Source organism: Streptomyces achromogenes subsp. achromogenes, from assembly GCF_000720835.1.
Lineage (GTDB): Bacteria > Actinomycetota > Actinomycetes > Streptomycetales > Streptomycetaceae > Streptomyces > Streptomyces achromogenes.
Genome location: NZ_JODT01000021.1, coordinates 192840 through 210574, shown reverse-complemented (window position 1 = coordinate 210574; position 17735 = coordinate 192840). Strand labels below are relative to the sequence as shown.

The window sequence follows — 17735 nt, the reverse complement described above, 5'->3', positions numbered from 1 at the left end:
CCGGGGCCGGCGGGGTCGTGGCGGGCCGCCGGTACCATTCGGCCGCGTGATGATCACGTACGAGTGGCGGGGCGACTTCGACAACGCCGCTCTCAACGCGCTGCATGCCGACGGATTCGGGTATCCGGTCGCCGCGACCGACTGGCGGGCGCGGGTCGGGCGCCACAGTCTGGGCTGGGTCTGCGCCCGGCAGGACGGCGCTCTGGCCGGCTTCGTGAACGTCGCCTGGGACGGCGGGGCCCACGCCTTCCTCCTGGACACGGTGGTCGCCCCGGCGTACCGGTCCCGGGGCGTGGGCAGGTCGCTGGTCGCCCGCGCGGCCGACGGGGCCCGTGCCGCCGGCTGCGCCTGGCTCCACGTCGACTTCGAGGAGCACCTGCGCCCGTTCTACCGGGATGCCTGCGGGTTCGAGGCGACGGCGGCGGGCCTCATCGCCCTGCGGAGCTGATGCCTCGGCGGGGGCAAGCGGGCCGTCCGCCGCCTGATCCGGGCGCGGCCGGCGTTCCGCGGGCAGCCGCCCGGCCTCAGCCCCGGGTGAGGATCGCGTCGAGGCCGAACTCGAAGCGGGCGTCGAAGGATTCCGCGCCCAGGTGGGCCAGGGTGCGGTGCAGGGCGGGGTGGGTGTCCGCGGAGACTGCCCGGTCCAGGCCCCCGTCCCGGGGCCGGGCGGCGGCCGACTGCTCCTCCTGGGCCAGGCCGAGGGTGAAGTAGACCAGGGCCCACATGGTCCAGGCCGCCTCGCGTTCGGCCATGCCGCCGTCGAGCAGGGCGCCGACGAGTGTCTCGGCGAAGCGCAGGGTGTGCGGCTCGGCGGGGTAGGTGCCGGTCACCAGGGCGGCGCCGTCGCGGCGGGCGAGCAGGGCACGGCGGTACCGGCGGACGAGTTCGCGTGCCCGGTCGTCCCAGGCGTCGGGCAGGCGGTCGAGCGGGGCCTGTCCGACGACGGCGTCCGCCATCAGCTCCAGCAGCCGGGCCTTGGTCTTCACATGCCACAGCACGGTGTTCATCCGGACCCCGAGCCGGTCGGCGACCGCTCGGGTGGACAGGGCGTCGAGCCCGCTTTCGTCCAGGAGTTCCAGGGCCGCCCGCACCACCGCGCCGGCGTCCAGCCGGGGGCCGCGCTCCGCATCCGCTTGCTTCTTGGTCACTGACCTAGTTTACTGCGCCCACGACTATTGGTCACTGACCAAGAAGGAGGCAGGCGTGGAACAGCAGGTCGTCATCGCCGGAGGAGGCCCCGTCGGGCTCTGGCTCGCCGCCGAACTGCGGCTGGGCGGGGCCACGGTCACCGTCGTGGAGGAACGCCGGGAGCGCGACCTGCGGTCCAAGGCGCTCACCGTGCATCCACGCACCCTGGAGATCCTGGCGTCACGGGGTGCCCACGGCCCTTTCCTGGAGGCGGGAACCCCCCTCCCCGGCGGCCATTTCGGCGGACTGGACACCCGGCTGGACTTCCGGGTGCTGGACACCCCGTTCCGGTACACCCTGGCGCTTCCGCAGGCCAGGACGGAGGAGCTCCTCCAGGAGCGTGCGCTCGCGCTCGGCGCGCGCATCCTGCGCGGACACCGCGTCACCGGCCTGACGCAGGCGCCGGACGCGGTGACCGTGCACATACAGGGCCCCGAGGGGCCGTACGCGCTGCGGGCCGCGTACGCCGTCGGCTGCGACGGCGTGCGCAGCACCGTCCGCGCGGCGGCCGGCATCGGCTTCCCCGGCACGCCCGCCACCGTCCTGGGCTTCCTCGCCGACGTACGGCTGGACAGCCCCCCGCCGCCCGGGTTCAGCGTCTGCGGCCCGTCCGGCGGGCTGATGGCCGTCCCGCTGCCCGGCGGGACGGTCCGGCTGGTCGGCATCACCCCGGACGACCTGACCGCCACCTGGCCGGGCGAGCTGACCCTGGACGAGCTGCGGACGAAGGTACGGGCGATCGCCGGGCGGGACTTCGGGCTGCGCGACCCCGTCTGGCTCTCCCGCTTCGGCAACGCGACCCGGCAGGCCGACCGCTACCGCGAAGGGCGGGTGCTGCTCGCCGGGGACGCCGCCCACCAGCACTTCCCCACCGGCGGGGTGGGCATGAACGTGGGCGTCCAGGACGCGCACAACCTCGGCTGGAAACTCGCGGCCGTCCTCGCCGGCCGGGCGGGCGGGACACTGCTGGACTCCTACCACGACGAGCGCCATCCGGTGGGCGCGAGCCTGCTGGAGAGCAGCCGCGCCCAGACCGCCCTGATGACGGCCTTCTCGCCGGAAGGGCTCGCGCTGCGCGCGGAGCTGAGCGCGCTGCTGGCCGCCCAGCCGGCCCTGAACGCGACGCTGGCCGAGCGGGTCTCCGGGCTCGCCGTCGGTTACCCGCCCGCGGACCCGGCCGCCCATCCGCTCACCGGCACCCGCGCCCCCGACCTGGCCGTCGAGGGCTCCGAGGGGCTGTTCTCCCTGCTGCGCCCGGGCCGCCCGCTCCTGCTGGACCTCGCCGGCGACCTGCCCGCCGGCTCCCCGGCACCCGGCACCATCCGGCACACCGGCGCCCTCCTGCGGCCGCCGTCGGCCTGGGCCGCGGTGCGCGCCGCGCTGATCCGCCCGGACGGCCATGTCGCCTGGGCAAGGACGGAACGGGACCGCGCGGTCTGACAGGCCGAAGAGCAGGGCCGCTGAAAGGGAGACCGAAGGGGCTGGCGGGGGAGAAAGAACAAAGGCAAGGAGGTCACCCACTCCTTGCCACTCTCAACTTATAGCGCACGGGGGGCCTTGCGGCAAGGCCCCCGTCGTACCGCAGAATCGTCGGCCTGAGCCGGGAAGCCGCCGAAACGGGAGTTCTGCGAAGTGCGTGTGCTGTTGTCGACCTATGGGTCACGTGGAGACGTGGAACCGCTGGCGGGGCTCGCCGTCCGGTTGCGCGAGCAGGGCGCCGGGGTGCGGGTGTGCGCGCCGCCGGACGAGGACTTCGCGCGGCGGCTGGCCGACGTCGGCGTGCCGCTGGTGCCGGTCGGCCCCTCGGCCCGCGCGCTGACGAGGGCGGCGCCGGCCCCCGCGTCCCTGCCCGAGCGCGCGGCCCGGCTGATCGCCGGGCAGCTCGGGCCGGTCACCGAGGCGGCCGAGGGCTGCGATCTGCTGGTGGCGACCGGTGCGCTGCCCGCCGCCGCGGGCGCGCTGTCGGTGGCCGAGAAACTGGGCATCCCCTCGGTGTCCGTCACCTTCCAGCAGCTCACCCTGCCCGCGCCGCACCGCCGGCCGCTGGCGTACCCGGGCCGCCCGTTCCCGCCGGAGGTGACCGACCCCAAGACGCTGTGGGAGCTGGACGCCCAGAGCGTCAAGACACTGTTCGGTGAGGCGCTCGACACCCACCGGGCGTCCCTCGGCCTGCCGCCGGTGGACGACGTGCGCGCCTACGTCGTCGGCGACCGGCCCTGGCTGGCGAGCGATCCGTTCCTGGACCCGTGGCACGAGACGCCGGACCTCGACGTCGTACAGACCGGCGCGTGGATCCTGCCCGACACGCGTCCGCTGCCCGCCGACCTGACGGCGTTCCTCGACGCCGGGGCTCCGCCGGTCTACGTGGGCTTCGGCAGCATGCCCCTGCACGCGGCGGCGGACATGGCCCGGGTCGCCGTCGAGGCGGTCCGCGCGCAGGGCCGCCGCCTGGTCCTGGCGCGCGGCTGGGCGGAGCTGTCCCCCGGCGGCGACCGGGACGACTGCTTCGAGGTCGGGGAGGTCAACCAGCAGGCGCTGTTCGCCCGGGTGGCCGCCGTCGTGCACCACGGCGGCGCGGGCACCACGACGACGGCCGCCCGGGCCGGAGCGGCGCAGGTGGTGGTGCCCCAGGTGGCGGACCAGCCGTACTGGGCGGGCCGGGTCGCCGCACTGGGCATCGGCGCGGCCCACGACGGCCCCGCCCCCACCGTCGCCTCGCTGTCGGCGGCGCTCGGCACGGCGCTCGCTCCCGAAACCCGCGCGCGGGCGGCCTCCGCGGCGGGCCGGGTGCGCGCCGACGGGGCGTCGGTGGCGGCGCGGCTGCTGCTCGACGCCGCCGAGCGCGGCGGACAGGACCGTCGGTCCCGGCCGGCCGTATCGCCGCTGCCCGCCGGCAGGACCACCGCTCCCCGCTGACCGGCCCGCCGGTCCTGGCCGGCCCGCCCCTCCCTTAAACTGCTTCTTCTCGCCCCGGGCGGCACGACCCCTCACCGTCCTGGGCCCGGACCCGGCTCCCGGTCGGCACCTCCGGCCGATCGTGCCGGCCCGCACCTGGACGGCCCGCCACTCCCTGCCGACCGGACCGCCGCTCCCCCGCCGACCGGGCCCCCCGTCTTGGCCGACCGGTCCGGCCGGTCCGGGCCGGCTCGACCGCCGACTCCGACGCCTGCCCGCCCCGACGCCCCGACGCCCCGACGCCCCGACGCGATCACTACCCGGCCGAACCAGCGGCCACATCGGAGACGACCACGTGACACCCCACCTGACCACCAGCGCCTTCGACCTTCCCGACCGGCTGTCCGCCAAGGCCGATCCGGCGTTGATCGCCGACGACGAACGGCACTTCGCGGCGATCGCGGAGTGTCTCGCCCAGTCGATCGCCGAACTGTCGGGCCGTCTCGACGCCGAACGCAGGGCGCCCGGCGGCACCGGCCGGCAGGCGATGGACCGGGACGCGGAGATCCACCGGCTGACCGCCCGGCTGCGCACGCTGCGCCGCTTCGGTCTGGACCTGTGCCTGGGGCGCATGGTCACCGCGGACGACCCCGAGCCGGTGTACGTCGGACGCCTCGGCCTCACCGACAGCACGGGCCGGCGGCTGCTGGTCGACTGGCGCTCCCCCGCGGCCGAGCCGTTCTTCGGGGCCACCCACGCCCACCCGATGGGCCTGGCGAGCCGTCGCCGGTACCGCTGGACCAACGGCCGGATCGGCGACTACTGGGACGAGGTGTTCACCGCCGAGGGCCTGGTGGGACACGCCGCGCTGGACGACCAGTCCGCGTTCATCGCCGGTCTCGGCGGCAGCCGCTCGGCCCGGATGCGGGATGTGCTCGGCACCATCCAGGCCGACCAGGACGCCATCATCCGGGCGGGCTCCCGGGGCGCGCTCGTCGTGGACGGCGGCCCGGGCACCGGCAAGACCGTCGTCGCCCTGCACCGTTCCGCGTACCTGCTGTACGCCGATCCCCGGCTCGGCCACCGCCGGGGCGGGGTGCTGTTCGTCGGCCCGCACCGGCCCTATCTCTCCTACGTCTCCGACGTGCTGCCCAGCCTCGGTGAGGAGGGTGTGCAGACCTGCACGCTGCGGGACCTCGTCACCGAGGGAGCGGAAGCGGTGGCGGAGGCCGACCCGGAGGTGGCCCGGCTGAAGTCGTCCGCGCGGATGGTGCGGGCCATCGAGACGGCCGTCAGGTTCTACGAGGAGCCGCCCACCGAGGGGATGACGGTCACCACCCCTTGGTCCGACATCCGGCTGAGCGCCGACGACTGGGCGGCGGCGTTCGACGCGGCGGAACCCGGCACCCCGCACAACGAGGCACGCGAGCAGGTACTGGAGGAGCTGCTGACGATCCTTCAGGACAAGCACGACGGTGAGGCCCCGCCCGAGTTGCTGCGCAGGTCGCTGCGGGCGAACCGGGAACTGCTGGCGGCCCTCGACCGGGCGTGGCCGCTGCTGGAGGCGGCCGATCTGGTCGGGGACCTGTGGACGGTGCCCGCCTATCTGCGGCTGTGCGCGCCCTGGCTGGACCGCGACGAGGTCCGGCGGTTGCAGCGCGCGGACGCCCAGGCCTGGACGGTGTCGGACCTGCCGCTGCTGGACGCGGCACGGCAGCGGCTCGGCGACCCGGAGGCGGCGCGGCGCGAACGCCGGCGGGTGGCGGTCCTCGCGGCGCAGCGGGAGCGCATGACGCGGGTCGTCGACAACCTGGTAGCGGCCGTGGCGGACTCCGGGGCCGACGGGGACGACGGTGAGGGCCTGGTGCGGATGCTGCGCGGCGAGGACGCGAAGGTCAGCCTGGTGGACGAGGCCGAACTGCCGGTCGCCGACCCCGATCTGCTCGCCGGGCCGTTCGCGCACATCGTCGTGGACGAGGCGCAGGAACTGACCAACGCCGAGTGGCAGATGCTGCTCCAGCGGTGCCCGTCCAGGAGCTTCACCATCGTCGGGGACCGGGCGCAGGCCAGGCACGGGTTCACGGAGTCGTGGCAGGAGCGGCTCGAGCGGGTCGGGTTCGACCGGATCCGGCTGGCCTCCCTGAGCGTGAACTACCGGACGCCGGAGGAGGTCATGGCGGAGGCCGAGCCGGTCATCCGGGCCGCGCTGCCCGACGCCAACGTGCCCACCTCCGTGCGCCGCAGCGGTGTCCCCGTCGTCCACGGACCGGTCGCGGACCTGCGCCGGGTCCTGGACTCCTGGCTCGCCGCACACGCCGACGGGACCGCCTGTGTCATCGGCGACCCCGCCTTCCCGGCGACACCCCGCGTCCGCTCACTGCCCCCGGAGCTGACGAAGGGGCTCGAATTCGACCTGGTCGTCCTGGTCGACCCGGACCGCTTCGGCACCGGCGTCCAGGGAGCGGTGGACCGCTACGTCGCCATGACCCGGACCACCGGCCAACTGGTCCTCCTCACCGCCCCGTGACCCCGCCCCGCCGGCACCACCGGCCCCGTGCGGGCGCGTGAGGTCGTTACCGGTCGGCTGTGAGGTCCTTGAGCGCGATGTTCAGCTTCAGGACGTTCACGCGTGGTTCGCCGATGAAGCCCAGCGTGCGTCCGTCGGTGTGGTCCGCGACCAGTTCGCGTACCGCCGCGACGGGCAGGTGGTTCCGTGCGGCGACCCGGCGGACCTGGAGCGCGGCGTAGGCCGGGGAGATGTCCGGGTCCAGGCCGGAGCCGGAGGAGGTGACGGCGTCGGCGGGGACGTCCGCCGGGCTGACCGGGTGACCGGGCACCGAGTTGTCCCGGACGACCTTGGCCTTGGCGTCCTCGACCTGCCTGAGCAGCTCCTTGTTGTCGGCGGCGAGGTTGGTCGCCCCGGACACGAGCAGCCGGTACCGGGTGTTGACCGAGTTCTCGGCCAGTCCGTGTGCCGGGCGGGGCTGGAAGTACCGGAGGCTGTAGCCCTGTTGTCCGATCAGGGACGAGCCGACGACCTTGCCGTCCGCCTTGATCTCCGAACCGTTCGCCGCGCCGGGGAAGAGCGCCTGGGCCACACCTGTGACGGCCAGCGGATAGAGGACGCCTGTGAGCACGGTCAACACCAGCAGTGCGCGCAGACCGGCGCCCAGCAGACGGCCGGTGTTCACAACGGAGTTCTTCATGTCCTTCACCCGATCCCGGGGATCGAAGAGACGAGCAGGTCGATGAGCTTGATACCGGCGAACGGCGCGATCAGGCCGCCGATGCCGTAGATCCCGAGGTTGCGGCGCAGCATCCGGTCCGCGCTCATCGGCCGGTACCGCACCCCCTTCAGGGACAGCGGCACCAACGCGACGATGATCAGCGCGTTGAAGACGACCGCCGACAGGATCGCGGAGTCGGGCGAGGACAGGTGCATGATGTTCAGCTTGTCCAGGCCCGGGTAGACCGCCGCGAACAGCGCCGGGATGATCGCGAAGTACTTCGCCACGTCGTTGGCGATGGAGAAAGTCGTCAACGCGCCCCGGGTGATGAGGAGTTGCTTGCCGATCTCCACGATCTCGATCAGCTTGGTCGGGTTGGAGTCGAGGTCGACCATGTTGCCGGCCTCCTTGGCGGCCGACGTACCGGTGTTCATGGCCACGCCGACGTCCGCCTGGGCGAGGGCCGGCGCGTCGTTGGTGCCGTCGCCGGTCATCGCGACCAGCCTGCCGCCGGACTGCTCCCGTTTGATGAGGGCCATCTTGTCCTCGGGGGTGGCCTCGGCGAGGAAGTCGTCCACGCCCGCCTCCTCGGCGATGGCCTTGGCCGTCAGCGGGTTGTCACCCGTGATCATCACCGTTCTGATGCCCATGCGGCGCAGCTCCTCGAACCGCTCCCGCATGCCCTCCTTGACGACGTCCTTGAGGTGGATGACGCCGAGCACCCGGGCGCCGCCCGCGTCCTCCACCGCGACCAGCAGCGGGGTGCCGCCGGCCGCGGAGATCCGGTCGGCGATCCGGTCCGCGTCCTCCGCGACCGCGCCGCCCCGCTCCTCCACCCAGGCGATGACCGAGGCGGTGGCGCCCTTGCGGACGCTGCGGCCGTCGACGTCCACGCCGGACATGCGGGTCTGGGCGGTGAAGGCGACCCATTCGGCGCCGACGAGTTCGCCCTGGTGCCGTTCCCTCAGCCCGTACCTCTCCTTCGCCAGGACGACGATGGAGCGGCCCTCGGGGGTCTCGTCGGCCAGCGACGACAGCTGGGCGGCGTCGGCGACCTCCGCCTCGGTCGTACCGCGCACCGGCACGAACTCCGCGGCCTGCCGGTTGCCGAGGGTGATGGTGCCGGTCTTGTCGAGCAGCAGCGTCGAGACATCGCCGGCCGCCTCGACCGCGCGCCCCGACATGGCCAGCACATTGCGCTGCACCAGGCGGTCCATGCCCGCGATGCCGATCGCGGAGAGCAGGGCGCCGATCGTGGTCGGGATCAGGCAGACCAGCAGGGCGACCAGGACCACCATCGTCAGATGGGTGCCGGCGTGGTCGGCGAACGGCGGCAGGGTGGCGCAGGCCAGCAGGAACACGATGGTCAGCGACGCCAGCAGGATGTTCAGCGCGATCTCGTTCGGCGTCTTCTGCCGGGCCGCGCCCTCCACGAGGCCGATCATCCGGTCGATGAAGGTCTCCCCGGGCCGGGTGGTGATCCTGACGACGATCCGGTCGGACAGCACCTTCGTACCGCCCGTGACGGCGCTGCGGTCGCCGCCGGACTCGCGGATGACCGGCGCGGACTCTCCGGTGATGGCCGACTCGTCCACGGACGCGACGCCCTCCACCACGTCCCCGTCACCGGGGATCACGTCCCCGGCCTCGCAGACCACCAGGTCGCCGATGGTCAGCCCGGTGCCGGGGACCCGCTCCTCGGAGCCGTCCGCGCGCAGCCGGCGGGCGACGGTGTCGGTCTTGGCCTTGCGCAGGGTGTCGGCCTGGGCCTTGCCCCGGCCCTCGGCGACCGCCTCCGCCAGATTGGCGAAGAGCACGGTCAGCCACAGCCAGGCGCTGATGGTCCAGCCGAACCAGTCGCCGGGGTCCTTCAGGGAGAAGACCGTGGTCAGCACCGAGCCGATCCACACCACGAACATCACGGGGGACTTGACCATCACCCGCGGGTCGAGCTTGCGGAAGGCGTCCGGCAGCGACTTGACGAGCTGCCGTGGGTCGAACAGGCCCGCTTGGACACGGCCCTCGGGCGTCGGGTGCGCCGTCGGTGTGTCGTGGTGGGGCGCGAGGGTGGGAGTGGACATCGAGTCCTCTTGCTCGGGTACGTCGGTGCTCGTCACGCCAGGCCCTCCGCGAGCGGGCCCAGCGCCAGGGCCGGGAAGTAGGTGAGACCGGTGATGATCAGGATGGCGCCCACCAGCAGGCCGGTGAACAGCGGCTTCTCGGTGCGCAGGGTGCCCGCGGTCACCGGGACGGGCCGCTGCCCGGCCAGCGAGCCGGCGAGTGCCAGCACGAACACCATCGGCAGGAAGCGGCCGAGGAGCATGGCGAGTCCGGTCGTGGTGTTGAACCAGTCGGTGTCGGCGTTCAGGCCGGCGAAGGCCGAGCCGTTGTTGTTCGACGCCGAGGTGAACGCGTACAGGATCTCGGAGAAGCCGTGCGCGCCCGGGTTGAGCATCGAGTGCGACGGGGTCGGCAGGGCGAGGGAGGCCGCGGTGAAGACCAGTACCAGCGCCGGGGTGACGAGGATGTAGCAGGCGGCCAGCTTCATCTCGCGGGCGCCGATCTTCTTGCCCAGGTACTCGGGGGTGCGGCCGACCATCAGGCCGGCGATGAACACCGCGATCACCGCCATGATCAGCATGCCGTACAGGCCGGAGCCGACACCGCCGGGCGCGATCTCGCCCAGCATCATGCCGAGCATCGTGATGCCGCCGCCCAGGCCCGTGAAGGAGGAGTGGAAGGAGTCCACCGCACCGGTCGACGTGAGCGTGGTCGTCACCGCGAAGAGAGAGGAGCCGCCGATGCCGAAGCGGACCTCCTTGCCCTCCATCGCGCCGCCCGCGGCCTGAAGCGCCGGGCCGTGGTGGGCGAACTCGGTCCACATCATCAGCGCGGTGAAGCCCAGCCAGATGCCGGCCATGGTGCCGAGGATCGCGTATCCCTGCTTCACGTTGCCGACCAGTACGCCGAAGGTGCGGGTCAGCGAGAAGGGGATCACCAGGATGAGGAAGATCTCCAGCAGGTTGGTGAACGGGCTCGGGTTCTCGAACGGGTGGGCGCTGTTGGCGTTGGCGACGCCGCCGCCGTTGGTGCCCAGTTCCTTGATGGCCTCCTGGGAGGCGTAGGCGCCGCCACCCCACTGCTGCCGGCCGCCCATGAACTGCCCGACCTCGTGGACGCCGGAGAAGTTCTGCAGCGCTCCGCACGCCACCAGCACCACGGCGGCCAGCGCCGCGACGGGCACCAGGATGCGCAGCGTGCCGCGCACCAGGTCGGCCCAGAAGTTGCCCAGTTCGCCGGAGCGCGAGCGGGCGAAGCCGCGCACGAGCGCGACCGCCACCGCCATGCCCACGGCGGCCGACACGAAGTTCTGCACGGCCAGGCCGGCGGTCTGCACGACGTGGCCCATGGTCTGTTCGCCCGCGTACGACTGCCAGTTGGTGTTGGTCACGAACGACACGGCCGTGTTGAACGACTGCGCGGGAGTGACCGCGGAGAAGCCGAGCGAGCCGGGCAGGACGCCCTGGAGCCGCTGGAGCAGATAGAGGAAGAGGACACCGGCGAGCGAGAAGGCCAGCACACCGCGCAGATACGCGGGCCAGGTCATCCCGGCGTCGGGGTCGGCACCGATGCCCCGGTAGATCCACCTCTCCACCCGCAGGTGCTTCTTGGAGGAGTAGACCCGGGCCATGTAGGTGCCGAAGGGGATGTGGACGAGCGCCAGCGCGCCCACCAGGGCGAGCAGTTGCAGCACGCCTGCCGGTACGGGACCCATGTGCGTGCTCAGAACCTCTCCGGGAAGATCAGGGCGAGGACGAGATAGCCCAGCAGGGCGACGGCCACGACCAGGCCGGCGATGTTCTCGGCGGTCACAGCTTCGTCACCCCCTTGGCGACGAGGGCCACCAGCGCGAAACCGGCGAGCACGGTGACGACGAAGGCCAGATCGGCCATCGTGAACTCCTGGAGTGAGGTTCGGTGGAAACGGACGAGTACGAGGAAAGCGCCTCTCTGGCCGGATCCGACCCTTGTTGACGCCTCTCTTACGGCCTCGCCTCCGTCTTTGACGGTTCTCTTACGGCTAGCGGTCGTCACCGGCGGTCCGCCGTGTGCTTCCCCGGGCGGGCGGGGGTGCTTTCAGGCCGGCCGGAACCGGAGGCGGCAGATCACCGCGTCCGTCTCCCGGCGCACGGCGTGCGCGACGACCGCGCCCCGCTGGTTCAGCAGCAACCGCTGCCACAGCCGCTCCGGCTCGGTCTCCGGGATCAGCACGGTGACCCGGGTGCCGGGCTCGGCGGCGGCCGCCGCACGGACGTAGGCGGCGATCGGCCGGCCGAGGCCGCGCCGGGCGCAGCTCAGCCGTACCAGCGGCACCCCGGGGTCCCACACGGCCCAGGACCGCTCCAGGGCGTGCAGTGCGGCGCGGTCCTCCGGGTCCGGGTGGCAGACGGTCACGGCCCGGACCTCGTCGCCCAGCGAGGCGGCGGCCGTCAGCGCCTCGGAGGTCAGCCGGGACAGCGCGGACACCGGGACGATCACCAGCGAGCGCTCGCGGTGCGGGGGCTCCGGGACGCGGCCGAGGCCGAGCCGCTCCCCGATGCGGTCGTAGGCCCGGTGGACGGCGACGAAGGCGGCGACCAGCAGGGGCAGCGCCACGGCCACCAGCCAGGCGCCCTCGGTGAACCTGCTCGCCGTGACCACGCCGGCCGAGACGCCGGTGAGCAGCGCGCCGAGGCCGTTGAGCAGGGCCTTCCCGCGCCATCCGGGTCCCCGCTCCAGGCGCCAGTGCCGGACCATGCCCACCTGGGCGAGGGTGAAGCCGACGAAGACACCGATCGCGAACAGCGGCACCAGCGTGTTGGTGTCACCGCCCGAGAAGACCAGCAGGCCGGCCGAGACCGCGGCGAGGGCCAGGACGCCGTGCCGGTGCACCTGCCGGTCGGCCTTGAGCGCGAAGACGTGCGGCAGGTAGTTGTCCCGGGCGAGCAGCTTCAGCAGGACCGGCAGGCCGCCGAAGGACGTGTTCGCGGACAGCGCCAGCAGGATCATGGTGGCGAACTGGATGACGTAGAAAGCCGCGTTGTGGCCGAGGGAGGCGTCCGCGAGCTGGGCGAGGACCGTCACGCCCGCGACCGGCTGGAGGTGGAAGCGGCCGATCAGCACGGCGAGGCCGATCAGCATCAGCCCGAGGACGGCGCCGAGGGCGGTCTCCGCGCGCTGTGCCCGCCGCACCCGGGGGACGCGGAAGGAGGGCACGGCGTTGGCGAGGGCCTCGACACCGGTCAGGGCGCTGCACCCGGAGGCGAAGGCCTTCAGCAGGAGCAGCGCCCCGACACCGCCGGCGTTGTCCGCGACCACCGAGGCGTGACCGGCCGCGGCCGCGGTGCTGACCGGGGCGGACCGCAGCAGCCCCACGGCGATCAGCACGAAGACGGCGCCCACGAAGACGACGGTCGGCACGATGAACGCCTTCGCCGACTCCGCGATGCCCCGCAGGTTGACGCCCGTGACCAGGGCGAGCACGGCGAGGCACAGCCACAGCCGGGCGCCGTACAGGGCGGGGAAGGCGGAGGTCAGCGCGGCCACGCCCGCCGTGACGGCGACGGCCGCGTTCAGCACGTAGTCCAGGACCAGCGAGGCGGCGGCCACCAGGCTGGTGCGGGTCCCCAGGTGTGCCTTGGCCACGGCGTAGGAGCCGCCGCCGTCGGGGAAGGCCGCGATGACCTGCCGGTAGGAGGCGACGAGTACGGCGAGCAGCGCGGCGATGGCCAGGGTGACGGGCAGGGTGAACCCCAGCCCCCGGGCGCCCGCGGCGGCCAGCACCAGGGCGATGGCCTCCGGCCCGTACGCCACGGAGGCCATCGCGTCCAGGGACAGCGCGGCCAGGCCGGTGACGGCGGTCAGGCGGTGCCGTTCCCCGGCGTCGGGCGGCTCCTCGCCGGCGGGGGCGGCGCCGGGTTCGGTGGTCAGGACGGACATGGGTGCGTGCTCCTTCGTTCTCCCGGCACACAGGGGGAGCGTGTGCGCGGTGCCCCCAGGGTGTGTCCGGTACCGGCCGCCTGCGACCGTTCCCTTACGGGACGTTGGCGCCCTCCTCCCCCGCCCTGACGGGATCTTGACGCCGGCGCGCGGGACCGCGCCGGGCAGGTCGCGCCGGTGGCCGGCCGGTCTCCTCATGTGCGCCTGCCGGGCCGGTGGTGGCCGGGCGCGGGCCGCGGTAGGCCGGCGGGCCGGGGGGAACCCGTGTCGTCATGCGTATCGATCTGACAGGACGGACCGCACTGGTCACCGGCTCGACGCAGGGCATCGGAGCCGCCGTCGCCCTCGCGCTGGCCCGGGCCGGGGCCCGGGTGGGCGTGAACGGCCGGGACGAGCGGCGGGTGGCCGAGAGCGTGGCGGCGCTGGCGCGGGAGGTGCCGGGCGCCGAGCCGGTGCCGGTGGCCGCCGATGTCGCCACCGACGAGGGCGCGGCCCGGGTCGCGGAGCTGCTGCCGCGGGTGGACATCCTCGTCAACAACCTCGGCGTCTTCGGCGCCGCGGACCCGCTGGAGATCACCGACGCGGAGTGGCGGCGTTACTTCGAGGTGAACGTCCTCGCCGCCGTACGGCTGACCCGGCTGTATCTGCCGGGCATGACCGAGCGCGGCTGGGGCCGCGTCCAGTACGTGGCGAGCGACTCGGCGGTGGTCGTCCCCGCGGAGATGATCCACTACGGGATGTCGAAGACCGCCCTGCTGGCGGTGAGCCGGGGCTTCGCCAAGAAGGCCGCGGGCACGGGCGTGACGGTGAACTCGGTCATCGCGGGGCCCACCCACACCGGCGGGGTCGAGGACTTCGTATACGAGCTGGTCGACCGGGAGCTGCCCTGGGACGAGGCGCAGCGCGCGTTCATGCGCCGGCACCGTCCGCAGTCCCTGCTCCAGCGGCTGATCGAGCCGGAGGAGATCGCCCACATGGTCGTGTATCTCGCCTCCGAGCAGGCGTCGGCGACGACCGGCGGCGCGCTGCGCGTCGACGGCGGGTACATCGACTCGATCCTCCCCTGACCGCCCCCGGGGCCGGGCACGGTGCCCGAACGGGCAGCGGAAAGGCTTTTACGTGACCGATCTCACGACGACCTGTGCCCGGTTCCTTTTATTAACCATCCGGTAAATAAACGGTCTGTAAAACGATGTCTCGGCGGACCGCCCGACCCGTAGGGAGGAGGTATAACGAGACCATAAGTGACCGATACATGACGACAGTTGACAACGTTGACCTAGACAGATAACGTTTCAGTCTGCTATGTGTTTCTGAACTTTTGAATTCGGGGATCGACCAGCATAGCCGCAGACACCCCGCATGGATTTCGGCCAATAATTGGCCGAAATCCATGCGGGGTGTCCACAGTACGCGGCACAAACGGGAGACCAGAGGATGCAACGCCTCTCGCGATGCAGGCAGGGAACACACCGGCGGACGCGCGCACCCCGCGCCGCCGGTCAGCAGCCGTCCGCCAGGGCCCGAACCGCTCCGGCGCGCCGCCTTTGCGACGCCGTCGCCGCCCTTGTGAACTCTCCACGCACCGTCGCGTGACACCCCGCCATCACTCATCACGCGAAAAGCGGAGCATGATCCGGTTCGGAATTGAGAGCCCATGGGGAGAGGCACGATGCACATCTTCGGCCGTTCGAGAGAACTCCAGTCCCTGGCCGAGGCATTAACCGACAGCGCACGGGGGAACGGCCGACTCGTGATCATCACGGGGGGTCCCGGATCCGGCAAGACCCAGTTGATGCACGAATTCCTCACCACACTGCACAGCGCCGACGCCCGGATACTGACCGGTACGGCCAGTACGACGGAACGGACCCGGCCGATGAGCCTGGTCGGGCAATTGCTCGGCAACGCCGAGGCGGAGAACGCGCCGTCACACCACGAGTCCTCCGCCGTGAGCCCCCCGGCGCGAGCCCCCCACCCCCGGGATCCCGGGTCCCGGGCGGCCGAGGCGGCCGAGGCGTTGCTGCACCTGATCCCCGAGACACGGCCCCTGGTCATCGCCCTCGACGACGCCCACGCCATGGACCCGGACTCCCTGACGACGGTCGTCCACCTGCTGCGCCGCAGCCGCTCCCGGCGGGTGCTCGTGGTGTGCGCCACCTCCGGGCACCTCGGCGCCCGCCACTCGGCCGCGCACACCGAGCTGCTGCGCCAGCCGCACCGGCGGGTACGGCTCGCCCCGCTGTCGGAGGCCGGCGTCGGCGAACTGCTCGCCGCCCAGGCCGGCCGCACCCTGCCGGGAGCCGTGTCCGACGCCTACCACCGGGCCACCGCCGGCAGCCCGCTGCTCGTGCACGCCCTGCTGGACGACAGCGCCGGCCTCGGCCCCGAGATCGGCCCGCCCGTCCCCGGCGCCGCCTACCGCCAGGCCGTACTGTCCCTGCTGCACCGCGGCGAGGCCGGTCAGATCCGGGTGGCCCGGACCCTGGCCGCGCTCGGCACCCCGACGCCGGCCGCCGCCGTCGCGGAGCTGGCCGGCACCACGCCCGCCGGCGCCCAGGAAGCCGTCGCCGTCCTCAACTACTCCGGCCTGCTGGACGGTTACGCCTTCCGGCACCCCACCGCCGCCGCGGCCGTCCTGGAGGACATGGACACCGCCGCCCGCACCGACCTGCACGGCCGGATCGCCCATCTGCTGTATCGTTCCGGCGCCCCCGCCGTCGAGGTGGCACGGCAGCTGCACGCCGCGGACCTCGTGCCGGCGCCCTGGGGCGCGGGCGTGCTGCGCGCCGCCGCCGAACAGGCACTGGCCGCCGACGACGTGGAGCGCTGCACCGCCTATCTCGGCATGGTCCTGCGGGTCTGCGCCGACCAGCGCGAGAGCCACGCCCTGTCGGTGGCCCTGGCCCGCGCCCAGTGGCGTACCAACCCGGCGGCGGCCGGCCCCCATCTGGAACCGCTGCGCGAGGCCTCGCTGGACGGCGAGCTGAGCATGCGGGACACCGCCACCGTCCTGCGCTATCTGCTGTGGCGGGGCGACACCGAGCTGGCGGCCAAGGCCGTGGCCACGCTGGTGCGCGTCCAGTCGCCCGCCGACGCGCAGATCGTCGCCGAGGTGGAGTTCGTACGGCAGTGGTTCTACGGCGTGGCGCTGCCCGGCAAGAGTGTCCCGGCCGCCGGTCTCGACGCGCGCCCCCGCCCGGTGCGCGCCGACACCGGCGGACTGGCCGCGCGGGTGGCGGCCCTGGTCGGCGGCGAGGCCACCGACGAGTCCGCGGCGGCCGTCGCCCAGGCCCTGCAAGGACACCGGCTGGACCATCTCAACCTCGAACTGGTCGCGATGTCCCTGCTGGCCATCGCCCACGCCGACCGGCCCGCGCTGGCCGCCGACGCCTGCGACGGGCTGCTGGAGTGCGCCGTGGAGCGCCGGGCGACCACCTGGCGGGCCCTGCTCGGCTCCATCCGGGCCGAGATAGCCCTGCTCCAGGGGGATGTGACCACCGCGTCGCGGGGCGCGCTCGACGCGCTCGGCACCCTGAGCGCCCAGAGCTGGGGGGTGCTCATCGGCCTGCCGCTGTCGACGGCCATCTCCGCGTACACCGCCCTGGGTTCCTGCGCCGAGGCCGAGGAACTGCTCAAGCACGATGTGCCCGAGCCCATGTTCCGTACCGTGTTCGGCATCCAGTACCTGCGTGCCCGCGGCCACCACCACCTCGCCACCGACCGGCCGTTCGCGGCGCTGGGCGACTTCGAGACCTGCGGACGTCTGTTGCGCGAGGGCAACCCGAACCTCCAGAAGGGCATCCCCTGGCGGTCCGACCTGGCCCTGGCCAATCTGCGGATCGGCAAGGCCCGCACCGCCCGCGAGTGGGCCGAGGAGCAGCTGCGGCTGCCCGGCGGGCACAGTTCCCGGGCCCGGGCCATGGCCCTGCGGCTGCTGGCCGCGACCTGCAAGCCGCACCGCCGGGCCTCGCTGCTGCGGGAGGCCATCGACCTGCTCAAGGCGTGCGGCGACCGCTACGCGCTGGCCCAGGCGTACGCCGACCTGTCCGCCGCGCACTACGAACTCGGCGAGTACGCCCGGGCCCGGCTGGTGGCCCGGCAGGCGGCCCGGGAGGCCGAGGCCTGCCGGATCGAGTCGCCGGTCGACGCGCACCTGCTGGAGGATCCGGTACGGCCCGACGCCGCCGAGCCCGAGGACGGCCAGGCCCTCCTCAGCGACGCCGAGTGCCGGGTCGCCGGGCTCGCCGCGCTCGGCTACACCAACCGCGAGATCAGCACCCGGCTGCATGTCACGATCAGCACGGTGGAGCAGCACCTCACCCGGGTCTACCGCAAGTTGCAGGTGGCCAGCCGGGCGGAGCTGCCGTCGAAAATGCTGGAGCATCGCATCCCCAAACTGTCGGACCGCTGGGCCGAGACCCACTCGTCGGCGGGCTGAGCGGTA

The 17735-nt window shown here is 73.2% G+C and carries 13 protein-coding genes; 6 read left to right on the top strand and 7 right to left on the bottom strand.

Translation table 11 applies throughout. The features are described 5' to 3' along the window. Positions 1-46 precede the first annotated feature (46 nt). Positions 47-448, top strand: coding sequence for a GNAT family N-acetyltransferase (locus IH25_RS0122635; RefSeq protein ID WP_030613448.1), 402 nt, complete (start codon positions 47-49; stop codon positions 446-448). A gap of 76 nt (positions 449-524) precedes the next feature. On the opposite strand, the gene IH25_RS0122630 is transcribed toward IH25_RS0122635, so the two are convergent. Then, on the bottom strand, positions 525-1148 hold the full coding sequence (locus IH25_RS0122630) for a TetR/AcrR family transcriptional regulator C-terminal domain-containing protein (RefSeq protein ID WP_030613446.1): 624 nt from the start codon (positions 1146-1148) through the stop codon (positions 525-527). A 55-nt stretch (positions 1149-1203) separates the two neighbouring features. On the opposite strand from IH25_RS0122630, the gene IH25_RS0122625 reads away from it, so the two are divergent. From IH25_RS0122625 to helR, 3 genes are all read left to right on the top strand, one after another. Then, positions 1204-2628: an FAD-dependent monooxygenase gene (locus IH25_RS0122625; protein ID WP_030613443.1), complete on the top strand. Its 1425-nt coding sequence runs from the start codon at positions 1204-1206 to the stop codon at positions 2626-2628. 192 nt (positions 2629-2820) lie between these two features. Then, complete coding sequence (locus IH25_RS0122620) at positions 2821-4104, top strand: glycosyltransferase (RefSeq protein ID WP_078844364.1); 1284 nt, start codon at positions 2821-2823, stop codon at positions 4102-4104. A gap of 334 nt (positions 4105-4438) precedes the next feature. Further along, positions 4439-6610: an RNA polymerase recycling motor ATPase HelR gene (helR, locus tag IH25_RS0122615; protein ID WP_030613439.1), complete on the top strand. Its 2172-nt coding sequence runs from the start codon at positions 4439-4441 to the stop codon at positions 6608-6610. 46 nt (positions 6611-6656) lie between these two features. Here the strand turns inward: helR and IH25_RS0122610 are convergent, their stop codons facing one another. Genes IH25_RS0122610 through IH25_RS0122585 form a run of 6 tightly spaced genes read right to left on the bottom strand, consistent with a single transcriptional unit; the run spans position 6657 to position 13288 of the window. After that, a complete protein-coding gene (locus IH25_RS0122610; protein ID WP_030613436.1) occupies positions 6657-7289 on the bottom strand; it encodes a potassium-transporting ATPase subunit C in 633 nt (210 codons plus the stop codon). 5 nt (positions 7290-7294) lie between these two features. Next, positions 7295-9391 (bottom strand): potassium-transporting ATPase subunit KdpB, encoded by a 2097-nt coding sequence (gene kdpB, locus IH25_RS0122605; protein WP_030613433.1) that lies wholly within the window; start codon positions 9389-9391, stop codon positions 7295-7297. Between the two features lie 32 nt (positions 9392-9423). Continuing rightward, entirely contained in the window at positions 9424-11085 is a 1662-nt protein-coding gene (gene kdpA / locus IH25_RS0122600) for a potassium-transporting ATPase subunit KdpA (protein WP_030613429.1), read from the bottom strand. Between the two features lie 8 nt (positions 11086-11093). Further along, complete coding sequence (gene kdpF, locus IH25_RS38845) at positions 11094-11183, bottom strand: K(+)-transporting ATPase subunit F (RefSeq protein ID WP_037655415.1); 90 nt, start codon at positions 11181-11183, stop codon at positions 11094-11096. Next, a complete protein-coding gene (locus IH25_RS41275; protein ID WP_157846999.1) occupies positions 11180-11404 on the bottom strand; it encodes a hypothetical protein in 225 nt (74 codons plus the stop codon). Before IH25_RS41275 ends, kdpF begins: the two co-directional genes overlap by 4 nt. 42 nt (positions 11405-11446) lie before the next feature. Further along, positions 11447-13288: an APC family permease gene (locus tag IH25_RS0122585; RefSeq protein WP_030613427.1), complete on the bottom strand. Its 1842-nt coding sequence runs from the start codon at positions 13286-13288 to the stop codon at positions 11447-11449. Positions 13289-13560: 272 nt separating this feature from the next. Here IH25_RS0122585 and IH25_RS0122580 point away from each other — a divergent pair, with 272 nt between their 5' ends. Beyond that, the gene (locus tag IH25_RS0122580; protein ID WP_030613424.1) at positions 13561-14355 is read left to right on the top strand and encodes an SDR family NAD(P)-dependent oxidoreductase; all 795 of its coding nucleotides are present in this window, start codon (positions 13561-13563) and stop codon (positions 14353-14355) included. A 605-nt stretch (positions 14356-14960) separates the two neighbouring features. After that, positions 14961-17729 (top strand): helix-turn-helix transcriptional regulator, encoded by a 2769-nt coding sequence (locus tag IH25_RS0122575; protein WP_030613421.1) that lies wholly within the window; start codon positions 14961-14963, stop codon positions 17727-17729. Positions 17730-17735: the final 6 nt, after the last annotated feature.

What these genes read in the sequence shown, in the direction of transcription:
- kdpA (WP_030613429.1), bottom strand. Translation starts at nt 11,085, where the DNA reads ATGGGTCCCGTACCGGCAGGCGTGCTGCAACTGCTCGCCCTGGTGGGC.
- kdpB (WP_030613433.1), bottom strand. Translation starts at nt 9,391, where the DNA reads ATGTCCACTCCCACCCTCGCGCCCCACCACGACACACCGACGGCGCAC.
- IH25_RS0122610 (WP_030613436.1), bottom strand. Translation starts at nt 7,289, where the DNA reads ATGAAGAACTCCGTTGTGAACACCGGCCGTCTGCTGGGCGCCGGTCTG.
- IH25_RS0122585 (WP_030613427.1), bottom strand. Translation starts at nt 13,288, where the DNA reads ATGTCCGTCCTGACCACCGAACCCGGCGCCGCCCCCGCCGGCGAGGAG.
- IH25_RS0122580 (WP_030613424.1), top strand. Translation starts at nt 13,561, where the DNA reads ATGCGTATCGATCTGACAGGACGGACCGCACTGGTCACCGGCTCGACG.
- IH25_RS0122575 (WP_030613421.1), top strand. Translation starts at nt 14,961, where the DNA reads ATGCACATCTTCGGCCGTTCGAGAGAACTCCAGTCCCTGGCCGAGGCA.